We start from the raw sequence: 15,367 nt of genomic DNA on the forward strand, positions 1-15,367 counted from the left end.
TCGGGTGGATTTTTAGTTGGCCGCTGCTCGCCTTGATACATCCCCCTGCCCCGTTCCCTCCTGGTTGCCAGGAGGCGATGCCCAGACGGTCTACGCTTCGGTGTTCGCGCAATACCACCGGATCGCGTTCGTGCGCGACCGGGTGGAAACGCCGGACACCGATTTCGTGGATTTCGACTGGACTGGCCCGGGCCTGTTTCCGCACAAGGCCGCCGACGGTGCGCCCGTCAGCGGACAAGGGCCCGTCGCCAATGGCAAGACCGCCGCGGCCCGGTGGATGACGGAAGCGGACTGGAAGTCGCTACCGCAAACCCCCGACACCCCTGCACTGATCCTGTTCCACGGTCTGGAAGGCGGCAGCAATAGCCGCTACGCCCAGTCCGTCGCGCACTATTTCCGCGCGCGCGGCTGGATCGTCGTGATCGCGCACTTCCGGGGCTGCTCGGGCGTGCCCAACCGCTTGGCGCGCGCCTATTACTCGGGCGATTCCGCCGAAGTGGGTTTCCTGCTGGACACGGTGCGCAGCCGCATTCCGCATGCACGCTGGCATGCCGTCGGCGTATCGCTGGGCGGCAACGCGCTGTTGAAATACTTGGGTGAACACCAGGAAGACACCGGCTGGCTGACCGCCGCCGCAGGCGTCTCGGTACCGCTGGATCTGGTTGCCTGCGGCAAGACGCTGTCCACCGGCGTGTTCAACCGGCGCGTCTATTCGGCCCATTTCCTGAAGACGCTCAAGCACAAGGTGCTGGAAAAAGCACATCGCTTTCCTGGCGCCATCGACGTGATGCGCATCGCGCACGCGCACGACCTGCGTGAATTCGACGACACCTACACCGCGCCGATGCATGGTTTCCGGAATGCACTGGACTACTGGACGCGCGCCTCCAGCAAGCCCTGGCTGCCGAAGATCACGGTGCCGACGCTGGTGCTCAACGCCCGCAACGATCCGTTCATCCCAGCCGCGTCGCTGCCCAAGCCGGAAGACTGCTCGCCCGTCATCCTGCTGCATCAGCCCAGCGACGGCGGACACGCGGGCTTTCCCACTGGCGCTTTCCCGGCCCACTTGAACTGGCTGCCGCAACGCCTGGGCCGCTTCTTTGAAACCAGCCTGTAGTGAATCCCCGAGGGCTCCCTCGGGATTCATTTCCGGTGTTTCAACCCGACTTGAAGCGCTCTAGCAGTTGCCGCTCTTCGGCCAACTTGTCCTTCACTTCCTTGATCTGCACATCGATCTGCGATTGTTCGTAGAAATCGGTGGATAGACCGCGCGCCTGCTGCAATTGCGATTCCGCAGCGGCGAATGCGCCGGTCATCACGTAGAACCTCGCCAGGTCACGCCGCGCCTGCACCGGTTTGCCATTGCGCTCCTCGCTTTGCGCCAGCATCTGATACAGGCTGGGCTCATCGCTGCCCCATTGCTTGATCTTGGCGCGCAGATAGTCCTGCGCATCGGCATGGCGGCCATTGCTTTGCAACGCCTGGGCATACGCGATGCCCAGCGCCCGCTGATCGGGCCAGCGCTTGGTGGCCGCCTGGGCCAGTGACAGCGCACGCGGGTAATCCTTGCGGGCCAGCGCGATGTCCACGCTCAGCTTGGCCAACTGGGCCGAATTGCGGCCGTCGGCGGTGGCCAGGTTCCAGTAGCGATCGGCCTCGGCCAGGTTGTTGCGCTGAAACGCCTGCAAGGACAGACCGTAATACGCGGCCGATTGGCGCACGCCCGACAAGGCGTTTGCCTCGTCCTGCAATTGCTGCCCGGCCGAACGCAGACTAACGGCGTCACGCCCCTGCACCACGCGCATCTTGGCGCGCACGTACCAGAAGTCATCACTGTCCACGTGTTGCGAGGCCGGTAGCGAACGCACGCGATTCTGCACATCGGACATACGCTCGATGGACAACGGGTGGGTACTGGCCCAAGAGCCGCCGCCCGCCCCTTCGTTCAGGCGCGATGCGTTCATCAGCCGCGAGAACATCTGCGACATGCCTTGGGCGTCGTAGCCCGCCTTGGTCAGCATCTGGAAGCCGGCACGGTCGGCTTCGCGTTCCGCATCGCGTGAGAAACCCAGTTGGCGGTTGATGGCGGCGGCCTGCCCGAAGGCGGCCACGCCCATCGCCAGGTTGCCGCCACCGCCCGCCAGGGCCGCCAGTAGCGCCCCGGCCAGGCTGGCCAGCATCACCATGCTGTTCTGGCTTTGCTGGGTCATGCCGCGTGCGATGTGGCGCTGCACGACGTGGCCGATTTCGTGCGCCAGCACCGCAGCCAGCTCGGACTCGCTGCCCGAGGACACGATCAGCCCGGTGTTCACGCCAATAAAGCCGCCCGGCATGGCGAAGGCGTTGATTTCGGGGTCGCGCACGCCGAACATTTCCACATCCGGCACGGCGCCGGGCGCAAAGGCCGCCAGCTTGCGGCCCATGGTGGTCAGATACTGGCTGAGCTCAGGGTCATCGACATAGGTAGGGTCGCGCCGGCCTTGCGACATGATGGCCTCGCCCAAGCTGCGTTCCAGCATGGGCGAGAGTTCTGCGGCGGATGCCGCCCCCATGGACGGCAGGCCTACCGGCTGCGCCCAGGCGGCGACGGGAATGGTGGGGGCGAGCAAGGCGGCGCACAGTCCGGCAATGGCGCCCTGTTTCGCAATAGCGCAAATGGATGGCATTTTCCTGCGGTTCATAAGCCTATGATAGCGATGAGCTTAAAATGTTTCACCGATACCCCAAACGAGGTCTCAATGCGTCCCGTCCGTAAAGCCGTTTTCCCTGTCGCCGGCATGGGCACCCGCTTCCTGCCCGCCACCAAGGCGATGCCCAAGGAAATGCTGCCCGTGGTCGACAAGCCGTTGATTCAATACGCCGTTGAAGAGGCCGTGGCCGCCGGCATCACCGACCTTATTTTTGTGACCGGCCGCAACAAGCGCGCCATCGAAGACCACTTCGACTCCGCGCCCGAACTCGAATCCGACCTTGAAAGCAAAGGCAAGCACGAGTTGCTGGCGATGGTGCGAGGCATTCTACCTGCGCATGTGAATTGCCTCTACATCCGCCAATCGGCGCCGTTGGGCCTGGGGCATGCCGTGCTGTCGGCCGCCCCTGCCGTGGGCGACGAACCTTTTGCCGTGCTGCTGGCCGACGACCTGATCGACGCCGACACGCCCGCCATGAAGCAGCTGGTGGACATCGCCATCGCCCAAAACGCCAGCGTGCTGGGCGTGCAGAACGTACCGCGCGCCGACACCCGCAAATACGGCATCGTCGCCACGCGCGAAGGCGAGGCCCGCCTGGATGCCCGGACGGAACGTGTCACGCATATTGTTGAAAAGCCCGAACCCGACGCGGCGCCCTCCACCCTGGCGGTCGTGGGCCGCTATGTGCTGGAAGCCGCCATCTTCGATCACCTGCGCTCGACCAAGATGGGGGCGGGCAATGAAATCCAGCTGACTGACGGCATCGCCTCGATGATGCGCGAACGCGCGGTATATGCGCACCGGTTCGATGGCGTGCGCTACGACTGCGGCAACAAGGCAGGCATGTTCCAGGCCACCGTGGCCCTGGGCAAGAAGTACCACGGCCTGCTGCCGGAATAAGCCGGACGCGCTAGGCAGACGCCGCCGCGCGGGCCTTGGCCCGCGCGAGGGCCTCGCGGTCGGCCTTGCGCAAGCGTCCCTTGGCGGACAAGCGCATCAGGGTTCCCAGCGCCACCATCAAGCCGATCACCTCCACCAGCGCGGCGGGTATCCACATGGTCAGGCCACCAATGGTCTGGTCGGTCTGGGCGGACATGGCGATGGCGCGGCCGCACAGTTCAAACAGCGGATAGATATCGCTTTCGGTGAAGGCGATGACCGCACCCGCCACCATTTGCGGCAGCATCGTCAACACGGGCGAAATGACGCGCCCGCCCGGCGTCATGGCCGCGGGCGGCGCGGGGCGGCGGTCCAGGATCAGATTCCAATACATGAAGCCGCTGATCACGACCGACCAGTTCATCAGGCGGTACAGCCGCCAGTCCAGCATGGAATAGAACTGCACCGACGGGATCAGCCAGATCAGCACAAGGAAGACGAACAAGGTCGGCACGAAGATCTTGTTGGTCAGCACGGCGACCGTGGCGCGGCCTGAGCCCGTGCGCAGAAAGTCGCGCAAGCGGATACGCCAGGCCATCGGCAGCCCCGCCCGCATGACCTGCCCCGGAAAAGCGGCCATCACCAACAGCGGCCCCAAATGGTGCAGCACCAGATGCTGGATGCGGTGAATGAAGAACATGCGTTCGGCGTAGTAGTCCAGCCGGGTATGCATCGACAGGTACAACAGCACCATACCCACCCAGAACAGGACGCGGCGCGCACCCGTCACGTGATGAACCCGCTGGCCGCGCACGAACAGCACGATCGCCACCACGAAGGAGGCGACCAGCGTGGGAGAAAACTCCCAGGGTATGAGCCACTCAAGACTATCCATGCGGTCCATCCGGAAAACATCGGGGAAGACAGGGACGGCGCCATGCGCCGTCTCCGCCGATTGTAGTAGACCCCGCCAGCCTCTGGTCCGGTGGGCCGGAGGGATCAGAAATGGTGCGAAATACCCGCTCCGACACGGGTGGTGTGGGAATGGGCGGGGTCGAACTGGTTGTCCAGCGTGTAGTTGGACGTGTAGCCGGCGAATCCGTACACCGTCGTCCTGGGGGACAGCGCATAGGTATAACCCAAGGTCACCAGTTGCGCATTGCGCGCCGTCATGCCGTTATCCCAACGCCAATCCGGCCGTGCCAGCGACCATTGCACCAGGATGGCTCCCAGCCCGACAGGCACGTTGGCCCCGATCAGCCAGGCATTGACCGTGCCGCCACGCACGAAAGGCGCCGGGCCCAGGCCCTGCCCCAAGCCGTCGGGGTCCCCCCCGTCCAGCCCGGCGTAGCCACTCTTCTGGCGCGACCAGGCCAACGACAGTTTGAGCACCTGGAAATCGTAAGCGGCGCCCAACTGCACCGCCTGCGGTTGGCCGCCGCTACCTTCAGGCGCGTCGGCCAAGCGCAGTTGGTCCCACGTGGCGATGGCCAGCAACGGGCCACTCTCGTACTTCACGCCCAGACTGAGCGCCCGGTTGTTGCGGTTGGTGCGGAATTGGCCCTGGTCGCCCGCGTCGAATGAATACCCCACGCCCGCCTGCAACCCGTTCCAGGTGGGCGAGGTGTAGTTCACCATATTGCTGAATTGGAAATTGTCGGACGCCTTGAACGTGGCGCCCATGCCCATGTCCTTCCAGGACGCGATTTCCAGCGCATTGCCGTAGATCTGGCCGATGGTGTGCTGGCGCCCCAGCCGCAGTTCGCCAATGCGGTCGTGGCCCAGCCCGACCCACGCGGCGTAGTTGAACAAGCGGCCGTCGTCTTCCGATTTGCCATTGGACGGGTCGAATCCGCTTTCCAGCTGGAAGCGGCTGCGCCACCCGTCGCCCAGGTCCTCGGCGCCTTGCAGGCCCCAGAGGGAATCCGTCAGCCCGCCATTCAACACGCCACCATGGCTGCCTTGGCCGGACACGCTGGTGACAGCCACACCGGCATCCACGATGCCGTACAGATGCACGCCGTATCCGTCGTCGCCGGCCAGGGCTGCCGGCGGCAGCCCCAAGCCCGCGATCGACAGGGCGGCGCAGAATGCAATTCTCATGTTCTTCTCCCGAAGGCGGCGGGCGCCATGCCCACCGCGCTCTGCACGGATTCACTGCCAGCCGTAGCGGCGCACCCAGATGCCCTTGAGCAATTGCGTCAACACGCAGTAGCTCAACAAGATACCCACCAGCCACGGGAAGTAGCTCCATGGCAGCGCTTGCAACTGGAAGTACTCAGCCAACGGCGAGAACGGCAAAATCAGGCCCATGACCACCACCATCACCGTCATGGCCATCAACGGCCACGCGGCACGGCTTTGCAGGAAGGGAATCCGCCGGGTACGAATCATGTGCACGATCAACGTCTGCGACAACAAGCCTTCGACAAACCAGCCGGATTGGAACAGCGTCTGGTGCTCGGGGGCATTTGCCTGGAACACGTACCACATCAGCGCGTAGGTAGCGATATCGAAGATAGAACTGATCGGACCAAAGAACACCATGAAACGGCCCAATCCGTCCGGGTCCCATTGCTGCGGCTTCTTCAGGAGCTCTTCGTCCACATTGTCGAACGGAATCGCCGTCTGGGAGATGTCGTACATCAAATTCTGCAACAGCAAGTGGATGGGCAGCATCGGCAAGAAGGGCAGGAAGGCGCTGGCCACCAACACCGAAAATACATTGCCAAAATTCGAGCTGGCGGTCATTTTCAGGTACTTGAGCATGTTGCAGAAGGTCTTGCGGCCTTCAATCACGCCATCTTCCAGCACCATCAAGCTCTTTTCCAGCAGGATGATGTCAGCGGCCTCCTTCGAGATATCCACCGCCGAGTCCACCGAAATACCCACATCAGCGGCGCGCAAAGCAGGCGCGTCATTGATGCCATCTCCCATGAAGCCCACCGTATTGCCCTGCGCGCGCAGGCTGCGCACGATGCGTTCCTTGTGTGCGGGCGTCAAGCGGGCAAATACATTGGCCTCGCGCACGGCGCCGGCCAGCTGCGCGTCGTCCATGACCTCGATCTCGGATCCCAAATAGATTTTTCGCACCTCGAAGCCCACCTCCCGGCACACTTTCTGCGTCACCAGTTCAACATCGCCCGTCAGCACTTTCACCTCGATGCCCGAGGCATGCAGCGCCGCCAGCGCGGGGCCTGTCGATTCCTTGGGAGGATCCAGGAAGGCGATGTAGCCCACCAACACCAGGTCGGACTCGTCCGCCACACCGTAAGTCTGCTGGGTGGGCGGCATTTCCCTGACGCCCACCGCGATCACTCGCAAGCCATCACGGTTCAACTCCGCCGTCACCCGGCGGATATCCGCCCGGCGCGAATCGGTCAACAGGTGCACCTCGCTGCCCACGCGCAGCCGGGTGCAGACAGACAGCATTTCCTCCAGTGCGCCCTTGCAGATCAGTTCATGGTGGTCGCGGCCGTTCTCGGTTTCGTTGACGACCACCGACATCCTGCGCCGCGAGAAATCGAAGGGGATCTCATCGACTTTGCGGTAACGGGTGGCCAGATTCAAGCTGCGCTGCACCTCGGCATGCTGCAACACCGCCACGTCCAGCAGGTTTTTCAGGCCGGTCTGGTAGTAGCTGTTCAGGTAGGCATAGGCCAGCACATCGTCGCTGCTGGTGCCGTAGACATCCGTGTGACGTTCGAGCGCGATACGGTCCTGCGTCAGCGTGCCGGTTTTATCCGTGCACAACACGTTCATCGCCCCCAGGTTCTGGATGGCGTCCAACCGCTTGACGACGACTTTGCGGCGCGACATGCGCAAGGCGCCCTTGGCGAGCGTGGCCGTGACGATCATCGGCAGCATCTCGGGGGTCAGTCCTACCGCGATGGCCAGCGCGAACAGCAAGGCTTCAAGCCAGTCGCCCTTGGTAAAGCCATTGATCAGCATGACGATCGGCGCCATGACCAGCATGAAGCGGATCAGTACCCAGCTGACCCGGTTGATGCCTTGCTGGAACTGCGTGGGCGCACGAGTCGCCTGGGTCACCCGGCCAGCCAACTGGCCGAAATACGTGTTGGCCCCGGTCGCAACCACCAATGCGCTGCCCGAGCCGCTGACGACATTGGTCCCCATGAAAGCCATGTTCTCCAGTTCCAGCGAATTGCCGGTCTCCACGCGCTGGATGGCATGCTTTTCAACCGGCAGGGATTCACCGGTCAGTGCGGCCTGCGCAATGAACAGGTCCTTGGCGTTCAGGATGCGGCAGTCGGCAGGGATCATGTCGCCCGCGGACAGCAGCACCACGTCGCCGGGCACCAATTCCGCCAAAGGCATTTCCAGCTGGTGCGAGCCTGACTCGTGCAGAAGCGCGCCGTACAGACGGTGGCCGTTGCCGCCCGCCGCAGGCGCCATCGTGTCGCTGCGCAGTACGGTGGCCGTGTTCTGCACCATGGCTTTCAGCGCCTCGGCCGCCCGGTTGGAACGGAGTTCCTGCACAAAGCGCAGCACCGTCGAAATCACAACCATGGATCCGATGATCACGACCGCCGTCCAGGACTGGTCATCGGGCTCGGCCATCCACACGTCGGTCAGCCACGACAACGCCGCTAGCGCCGTCAGCAGCAGATTGAAGGGGTTGCGGTAGGACAGCCACAGATGGGCATGCCAGGACAGCGGCTTTTCGTGATCGACCTCATTGGCGCCATGGTGTTCGCGCGCTGCCTGCGCCTGAGCGTCGGACAAGCCGCCCCGGCCGCTGCCCAGCAGCGAGAACAAGGCATCCAGTCCCATATGGGACATATCGAGCATGCGGCGATTGACGCGGCGCGACGTAGCGGACGGCGCGGAGGCCGCGACGACGCCGCTGCCTTGCTCCAGGATGGGGGACCGGCGGAAATGACGGCCTGCGCGCCGTCGGCCCGAAGCGGACGAGAAAAAGGATTTCAAGAAGGTAAACATCGGAGTGCTCCGGTTTTTGGTGTTGTTGTCGGAGACACGGACAAGCCTGCCCTTGGGCTGCGCGCGGGCAGCAGAGGGCCGCGGCTTTCGCGGGAAAGCCGTCAATCCGCCGCGTACAGGCGTGCGCAAGCACCGGGGCAATGTTGCCGGTGTCCGGATCGCGTCGAAGTCGCGCCGGGTGCGGAAAACGGAAAGGGAGCTAGCTAGGGAATCGAAACCGGCGCCGTCGGCATTTCAAGGCCAGGCCGGGGATTCATTGCTGCGGAGTCCGTCAGAACCGGAATGACTGTCCGGCCGGTCGGCTCGCAGGGAGAGGACAGGTCAGACAGGCATGCCGGCGCCATGCACGTGGCGCGATCGAGGCTCGGGGTCTAAGGCACTAGGCATGATCTCTCCTGTGGAAAATGACGCTGGCGTCAGGCCATCGCGGCGGCTTGCGCGCCGAAATGCACGTGGCGCACGGCGGGATTGGCGCTCAGGCGGCGGGCTTGCGACATCAGTTCCGCCCGCAGTTCCGGGGGGCAATTGACGGTAATGCACGCCGACGCCATGCTCGGGTCCTGGCCCTGGTCGATCTGCACTTGCGAGACATCCAGGCCGGCGGCGCTGAAGTCCAGGCAGATCTGCTTGCGCAAGGCGCCCAGTTCGTCGCGCGGACAGATAACCGTCAAACGCGACGTGCCGCGACGGCGGCCCAAGGCGGTGGCACGGTCCACGCCAGCGCGGCGTAGGAACAAGTCGAAGAAACGCATAACGACCTCCATTGCAAGAATGGGGAGCGTGATCACGAGTACGCGCGCGCACCTGCGCCGCGCATGACGTACGGGCACAAGACGTGCACGAACGCTGGCGCTGCGGCAAGCGGCGGTTCTGGCGGTAATGTTGGGGAGATTCCCGGCAAGCCGAAGGCCTGCACTATTGCCTGGGTGTGGACCCGGGGCTTGGGATACGCCGCAACCTGTATGACAGGATGCGGCAGATGGAGCTCTGCGTGTTTCCTGTCAGACAGCGAGGTCGATGCAAGATCGACTACTTTCGCCGGAATCGGTATTCACGAAGACTGCTCCTGAGATGGATAACAGGCGGATTTTACGCGGGTTTCCACTGATGGACAAGGTTTATGCCGCCTAAAACGCATAAACAACAGACAAAAAGAATGCAAAAGCGGCGCAGAGCCATGCAACCCGCACAGGTCTTGCGCCGCCGCTCCTGCCAGACCCCGGGTCAGGCGTAAAAGTGCCAGCCCAGATATGCCGCGAACAGCGCGTAGAAGCCGCCTACCGCCGACAAGGCCGGCACGCTCATGACCGATCGGCGAAAGCGCAGCCACAGCAGGCCGATCGACAGCATCGTGAACAGACCCGCGGCCAACAAGGGCGCATCCAGCAGCCACGGCGTCATGAAGATGCCCAGCGCGCTGGGGATGGTGGCCTGGATCATCATCGCGCCCGAGATGTTGGCCAGTGCCAGGCGTTCCTTGCCCTGGCGCACCCAGATCAGCGCGTTCATGATTTCGGGCAGTTCCGTGGCCACCGGAGCCAGCAGCAACGCGGCCACGTGCGGTGACGCGCCCATGGCCACGCCAAGCACTTCAATCTGGTTCACGAATACGTGTGAAGCGCCGGCGATGACCACCAGCGCCAGGATCGTCTGCGTGGCGGCCCAGAACATCGAGGGCTCTTCGTCCCGAGGGCGCAGCTTCAGCGGCTCCAGGTCCTCGACGTCGGCGCGTTCCTCGTCATGGCTCAGTTCGCGCTTGATGTACAGCCCGTATGTGGCCAGGAACAGGATGCCCAGCCACGGCTTCCATGCAAAGGCCAACAACCCCAAGCCCACCTTGAAAATGAAGATGCCCATGAACCAGGCCTGGTCGCGGGCCAACCGGCGCTGGTCCGCGTTGATACAGTTGGCTTGCGTGGACTGGCCCCGGCGCGCGCGCCACAGCGCAAACCCAACCACGGCGTACGCCAGAGTCGCCAGCACCAAGGGGCCACCCATGGCCGCGCCGACGCCAATATCTTTCTGTTCAGGGGTTTCGCCGAACACGACGGCCATGAAGGTGACCGCGCTTTCCGGCAAGGCCGTGCCGAATGCAGCCAGTACGGTGCCGGTGGCGGTAGCGCCCAGATGGAAGCGGTGTCCGACCCATTCAACGCCGTTGACGAAGAATTCGCAGGCGAAATAAATCACTGCCGCGGACAGGAAAAACAGAAACAGGGTGAGCAACATATGAACGCAGCCGGACGAGCAGAAACCAATTGGCGCGACGCTGCGGCTCGCCCGGCCAGGGTGAACGCAACGCGGCCAAAGGTCTCGCCTGGCTGATCCATGCGGCGGGCAGGCCGCTTGCATGGAAACCGTTAGCGCCATGGAGTTCTAGCAACCGCTACGCGGCCCTGAACCACCAAGTCTGTTGACGCTAACTCCTTTGGGGACAAAGGATGGCTACTCCCCAATGACAGAGCCGCGATTGTAGCAGCGCAAACATGACCGTCCAGTGAATCCCATGCGAGCGCCGCAGGATCGCGCCTGCTGTTGTTTCTGCGCGATAGCGGGGTAAAGTAGGCCGCATCCACACCTTTCGCGGGGTTCGCGCCCCTGTCCACCATGAGCCTGCCTCCCGACGACATCGCCCCCTTTGCCGCCCGGCGCCAACGCCTGATGGAACGGATGCGCGCCGACGGCGGCGGCATCGCCATCGTGCCCACCGCGCCCGAGGCGATCCGCAACCGGGACGCCGAATATCCCTACCGCCACGACAGTGATTTCTTTTATCTCACCGGCTTTACCGAGCCGGGCGCGTGGTTGGTGCTGATCGCGGGCGCGACCGATCGCGCCGTGCTGTTTTGCCGCCCCCGTCACGTTGAACACGAAATCTGGGAAGGCAAGCGCTTTGGCCCCGAGGCGGCAGCAGAGTATTTCGGTTTCGATGATGCCCACGCGCTCGACGCGCTGGACGAACTGGTGCCCACGCTGATGCTGGACCACCCGACCCTTTACGCCCCGTTGGCGGGCGACAAGCGCACCGACGGCCGCCTGCACCGCTGGCTGGCCACGGCCCGCGACGCCAGCCGCGCCGGCCATGCGCCGCCTTCGCGCCAGCAGGACATCCGTCCGCTGTTGGCGGACATGCGACTGATCAAAGACCCCACCGAAATCGCCGCGATGCGGCGCGCGGCGAAAATCTCCGCCGGCGCGCATGCGCGCGCCATGCGCGTCGCCCGCGCCGGCATGCACGAATACGAACTGGAGGCCGAGCTGCTGTATGAATTCCGCCGTCACGGCGCGCAAAGCGTTGCCTACAACAGCATCGTGGCCACGGGGGCCAACGCCTGCGTGCTGCACTACCCTGCGGGCGAAGCCGTGCTGCGCGACGGCGACCTGGTGCTGATCGACGCGGGCTGCGAGGTCGACAGCTATGCCAGCGACATTACCCGGACGTTTCCCGTGAATGGCCGCTACAGCGGCCCGCAACGCGCGCTGTACGACCTGACCTTGGCGGCGCAGGAAGCCGCTGCCCAAGCCACCGCCCCCGGATGCAGCTTCAACGATGGCCACGAAGCCGCGCTGCGCGTGCTGGCGCAAGGCATGCTGGACTTGAAACTGTTGAAGGGCACGTTGGACGGCGTGCTGGAATCTGGCGACTACAGCCGCTTCTACATGCACCGCACCGGCCACTGGCTGGGCCTGGACGTCCATGACGTGGGCGATTACCGGCAGCCTGGCCCTGCCCAGGGCGCCGACCGGGCGTGGCGCAAGCTGGAACGGGGAATGATGTTGACGATAGAACCGGGCATCTATGTACGCCCGGCGGACGATGTGCCGGAAAGCTACTGGAACATCGGCATTCGTATCGAGGACGACGCGCTGGTCACGGACGAAGGCTGTGAACTGATCACGCGCGGCGTGCCGGTGCAGGCCAGTGAGATCGAAGCACTGATGCGCGAGTAGTCCGGCTAGAGCACCAGCCCGTCCAGCCAGCCCATCGCCACCCAGACGTACACCACGACCATGGCGATGGCGAACATCGAGACGACGGAACCCACCAGACAGGCCAGGATGGCCACCAGCACCGGCCCCCAGCCCGTGGCCGAGGGGCGGCCCAGGCCATCGTTGTACAGACGATCGAATTTCTCGTCCGACATCAGCGAGAACACCGCACTTTCAATGAACCCGTCGATCATCGGAATGAAGACCAGGAAAAACGCGGGGTTGTCGTACCAGACGGGATAGAAGCGGAACGCGCAAAACAGGCACACCAGCGATAGCGTGGTCACCAACCAGGCGTGCCGGCGTCCCAGGTACCACCAATGGGCGCCCAGCCAGCCGAACAGGCAGGCCAACAGCCCCACGGCGACTTTGCCGCGCGGGCGGCGGGCGGATACGGCGGACAGCGAAGGGGAAACCTGAACCTGCGTCATATCAATCAACCGGAAGGGTGGGCCGCGCGACCCGCCGCGCCGGCTGTCCCGGATTGTAGTGGACGGTTAAAATCCGGACATGACTGCATCTGCCTTCGACATTGCGATTCTTGGCGCCGGCCCCGTGGGCCGCGTGCTGGCCCTGATGTTGGCGCGTGTGGCACCGGATCCGGCACGCATCGCCTTGCTGGCGGGTGCCGCCCCGGCGCCAACCACGCCCGCTGCCGCCGTGCCTGCCGCCGACCCGCGTGTGCTGGCCATGAACCACGGCAGCCGCGTGCTGCTGGAATCACTGCATGCCTGGCCGGATCGGTCGGCCGACATCCGCAACATCCACGTATCGCAGCGCGGACGGCTGGGCCGCACCGTGATCCAGAACACCGACTTCGGTGTGCCGCAGCTGGGCAGCGTGGTCGCCTATTCGGGGTTGCACGCCAAGCTGGACGAGTGCGTGGCCGCCTGTGGCGTCACCGTCCTGTCCGGCCCCTCCGCGCAGGTGGACCACCAGGACGCCGATGGCGTGCGCATCATTCAGGGCGACAAGACGCTGCTGTGCCAGGTCGCCGTGCAGTCCGACGGCGCGGGCGCGACCGATCTGCGCCGCGACTACGGCCAGCACGCCGTGCTGACCACCGCGCATGCCACCCTGCCCCGCCGTGGCTGGGCCTGGGAACGCTTTACCGCCGAAGGGCCGCTGGCCCTGCTGCCCCACCCCCAGACGCCAGACGCCTACTCGGTGGTGTGGTGCAGCGCCCCGGATCGTGCCACCGAGCTGGCCGCGCTGGACAACGCCGCCTTCTCGAACGCACTGTCCCTCGCCTTCGGCGACCGCCTGGGCCGATTGTCCAGCCAAGCCCCCCGCCACGTCTTTCCGCTGGCCCTGGCCGCCCGCCGGGCGCAGGTGCAAGGGCGCGTTGCCGCCATCGGCAATGCCGCCCAGACGCTGCACCCCGTCGCGGGCCAGGGCTTGAACCTGGGACTGCGTGACGCGGCAAGACTGGCCCAGACGCTGGCCGGCTGGCTGGCCCGCCCCGAGGCCAGTCCGACGGCCTTGCTGGCCGAATTCGCCCGGGCTCGCCAGATTGACCGCGTCATCACGGCCGGCCTGACGGACCTGATGCCCCGCGTGTTCTCCACTGGCCTGGCGCCGGTGGAACACGCCTGCGGCCTGGCCTTGCTGGGCATGGATCTGGCGTCTCCGCTGCGCGCACCGCTGGCTCAACATCTGCTGCAAGGTTTCCGCGCCTGATTCCGCCGCGATCCTGCCCCTGCCGGGGTACGGAATCGTCTGCTTTCGCCCCCATTTGTTACCAAGCTGTTGCCGGTAGAAAATGGGGGTTCGATCGAGCCGGTTAAAATGTGACCATGCGCATAGGCCAATGGACCCTTCCCAACAACGTTCTTGTCGCGCCCATGGCGGGCGTGACGGATCGTCCGTTCCGACAACTTTGCAAGAAGTTGGGGGCGGGCTATGCCGTGTCGGAAATGGCCGCCAGCAACCCCAAGCTATGGGATAGCGTCAAGACGTCGCGCCGCCTGAACCACGATGGCGAGATTGCCCCCATTTCCGTGCAGATTGCCGGCGCCGATCCCGCCATGATGGCCGAAGCGGCGGTCTTCAACGCCGGCAAGGGCGCCCGGATCATCGACATCAACATGGGATGCCCGGTGAAAAAGGTCTGCAACGTGGCGTCCGGCTCGGCGCTGCTGCGCCATGAAGACGTGATCGCCCGCATCCTGGACGCCGTTGTATCGGCCTGCGCGCCGCTAGGCGTGCCGGTCACGCTGAAGACCCGCACGGGCTGGGACCGCGACAGCCGCAACGCGCTGCGCGTGGCGAAACTGGCCGAAAATGCCGGTATCGCCGCCCTGACCCTGCATGGCCGCACACGCGCCGACCTCTATACGGGCGAGGCGGAATATGACACTATCCGCGCCGTCAAGGCAGAGCTCACGATTCCCGTGATCGCAAACGGGGATATCGACTCGCCTGAAAAAGCCAGGCACGTCCTGGATTACACTGGCGCCGACGCGGTCATGATTGGCCGGGCGGCCCAGGGCCGTCCCTGGATTTTCCGCGAAATCGACCACTACCTGCGCACGGGCGAAACACTGGCCCCTCCCTCCTATGGGGAAATGCGCGAGCTGCTGCTCGAACATCTCGACGACCACTATCGGTTCTATGGCGAGCACACCGGCGTACGCACGGCGCGCAAGCATATCGGCTGGTATCTGGACGGCCTGCCGGGCGCGGATTCGTTCTGTGCCCGCATGAACCTGATCGACAACACCCGCGACCAGTGGCGGGCGGTGTCTGATTGGTTCGACATCATCTCGCGCGACGGCGAGCCCCACCCGGCGCCGGTCGCAGAAGCCCTGCTGGCGGCATAACCGCCTCAACACCAACATAAAAAT

The 15,367-nt window shown here is 64.5% G+C and carries 12 protein-coding genes and 1 riboswitch; of the genes, 5 read left to right on the forward strand and 7 right to left on the reverse strand.

All coding sequences use genetic code 11. The annotated features are described in order from the left end of the window. Positions 1-16: 16 nt before the first annotated feature. Positions 17-1,117: a YheT family hydrolase gene (locus tag HV753_RS28500; RefSeq protein WP_175177929.1), complete on the forward strand. Its 1,101-nt coding sequence runs from the start codon at positions 17-19 to the stop codon at positions 1,115-1,117. Between the two features lie 40 nt (positions 1,118-1,157). Here the strand turns inward: HV753_RS28500 and HV753_RS28505 are convergent, their stop codons facing one another. After that, positions 1,158-2,666 (reverse strand): M48 family metalloprotease, encoded by a 1,509-nt coding sequence (locus HV753_RS28505; protein WP_425485948.1) that lies wholly within the window; start codon positions 2,664-2,666, stop codon positions 1,158-1,160. 72 nt (positions 2,667-2,738) lie between these two features. Here HV753_RS28505 and galU point away from each other — a divergent pair, with 72 nt between their 5' ends. Continuing rightward, positions 2,739-3,590 (forward strand): UTP--glucose-1-phosphate uridylyltransferase GalU, encoded by an 852-nt coding sequence (gene galU / locus HV753_RS28510; RefSeq protein WP_175177931.1) that lies wholly within the window; start codon positions 2,739-2,741, stop codon positions 3,588-3,590. A gap of 10 nt (positions 3,591-3,600) precedes the next feature. Here galU and HV753_RS28515 read toward each other — a convergent pair whose 3' ends face one another. From HV753_RS28515 to HV753_RS28535, 5 genes are all read right to left on the reverse strand, one after another. Then, positions 3,601-4,473: a cytochrome c oxidase assembly protein gene (locus HV753_RS28515; RefSeq protein WP_175177932.1), complete on the reverse strand. Its 873-nt coding sequence runs from the start codon at positions 4,471-4,473 to the stop codon at positions 3,601-3,603. 95 nt (positions 4,474-4,568) lie between these two features. Continuing rightward, a complete protein-coding gene (locus HV753_RS28520) occupies positions 4,569-5,672 on the reverse strand; it encodes a porin (RefSeq protein ID WP_175177933.1) in 1,104 nt (367 codons plus the stop codon). A 51-nt stretch (positions 5,673-5,723) separates the two neighbouring features. Continuing rightward, positions 5,724-8,531 carry a magnesium-translocating P-type ATPase gene (gene mgtA / locus HV753_RS28525; RefSeq protein ID WP_175177934.1) on the reverse strand — a complete coding sequence of 936 codons (2,808 nt, stop codon included), beginning with the start codon at positions 8,529-8,531 and terminating at the stop codon, positions 5,724-5,726. 416 nt (positions 8,532-8,947) lie between these two features. Further along, on the reverse strand, positions 8,948-9,283 hold the full coding sequence (locus tag HV753_RS28530; protein WP_006226458.1) for a hypothetical protein: 336 nt from the start codon (positions 9,281-9,283) through the stop codon (positions 8,948-8,950). Between the two features lie 472 nt (positions 9,284-9,755). Beyond that, positions 9,756-10,760, reverse strand: coding sequence for a sodium:calcium antiporter (locus HV753_RS28535; protein WP_175177935.1), 1,005 nt, complete (start codon positions 10,758-10,760; stop codon positions 9,756-9,758). Between the two features lie 44 nt (positions 10,761-10,804). Next, positions 10,805-11,004: riboswitch (yybP-ykoY riboswitch) on the reverse strand. 134 nt (positions 11,005-11,138) lie between these two features. Here HV753_RS28535 and HV753_RS28540 point away from each other — a divergent pair. Then, on the forward strand, positions 11,139-12,482 hold the full coding sequence (locus tag HV753_RS28540; protein WP_175177936.1) for an aminopeptidase P N-terminal domain-containing protein: 1,344 nt from the start codon (positions 11,139-11,141) through the stop codon (positions 12,480-12,482). Between the two features lie 5 nt (positions 12,483-12,487). Here HV753_RS28540 and HV753_RS28545 read toward each other — a convergent pair whose 3' ends face one another. Beyond that, a complete protein-coding gene (locus HV753_RS28545; protein WP_175177937.1) occupies positions 12,488-12,952 on the reverse strand; it encodes a TM2 domain-containing protein in 465 nt (154 codons plus the stop codon). 79 nt (positions 12,953-13,031) lie between these two features. Here HV753_RS28545 and HV753_RS28550 point away from each other — a divergent pair, with 79 nt between their 5' ends. Together HV753_RS28550 and dusB are read left to right on the forward strand one after the other, a co-directional pair. Beyond that, positions 13,032-14,201, forward strand: coding sequence for a UbiH/UbiF/VisC/COQ6 family ubiquinone biosynthesis hydroxylase (locus HV753_RS28550; RefSeq protein WP_175177938.1), 1,170 nt, complete (start codon positions 13,032-13,034; stop codon positions 14,199-14,201). Positions 14,202-14,317: 116 nt separating this feature from the next. Next, a complete protein-coding gene (dusB, locus tag HV753_RS28555) occupies positions 14,318-15,343 on the forward strand; it encodes a tRNA dihydrouridine synthase DusB (protein WP_175178021.1) in 1,026 nt (341 codons plus the stop codon). Positions 15,344-15,367 lie beyond the last annotated feature (24 nt).

Origin of the sequence: Achromobacter pestifer (genome assembly GCF_902859625.1) — a bacterium.
In the GTDB taxonomy this organism is placed as follows: Bacteria; Pseudomonadota; Gammaproteobacteria; order Burkholderiales; family Burkholderiaceae_B; genus Achromobacter; species Achromobacter pestifer.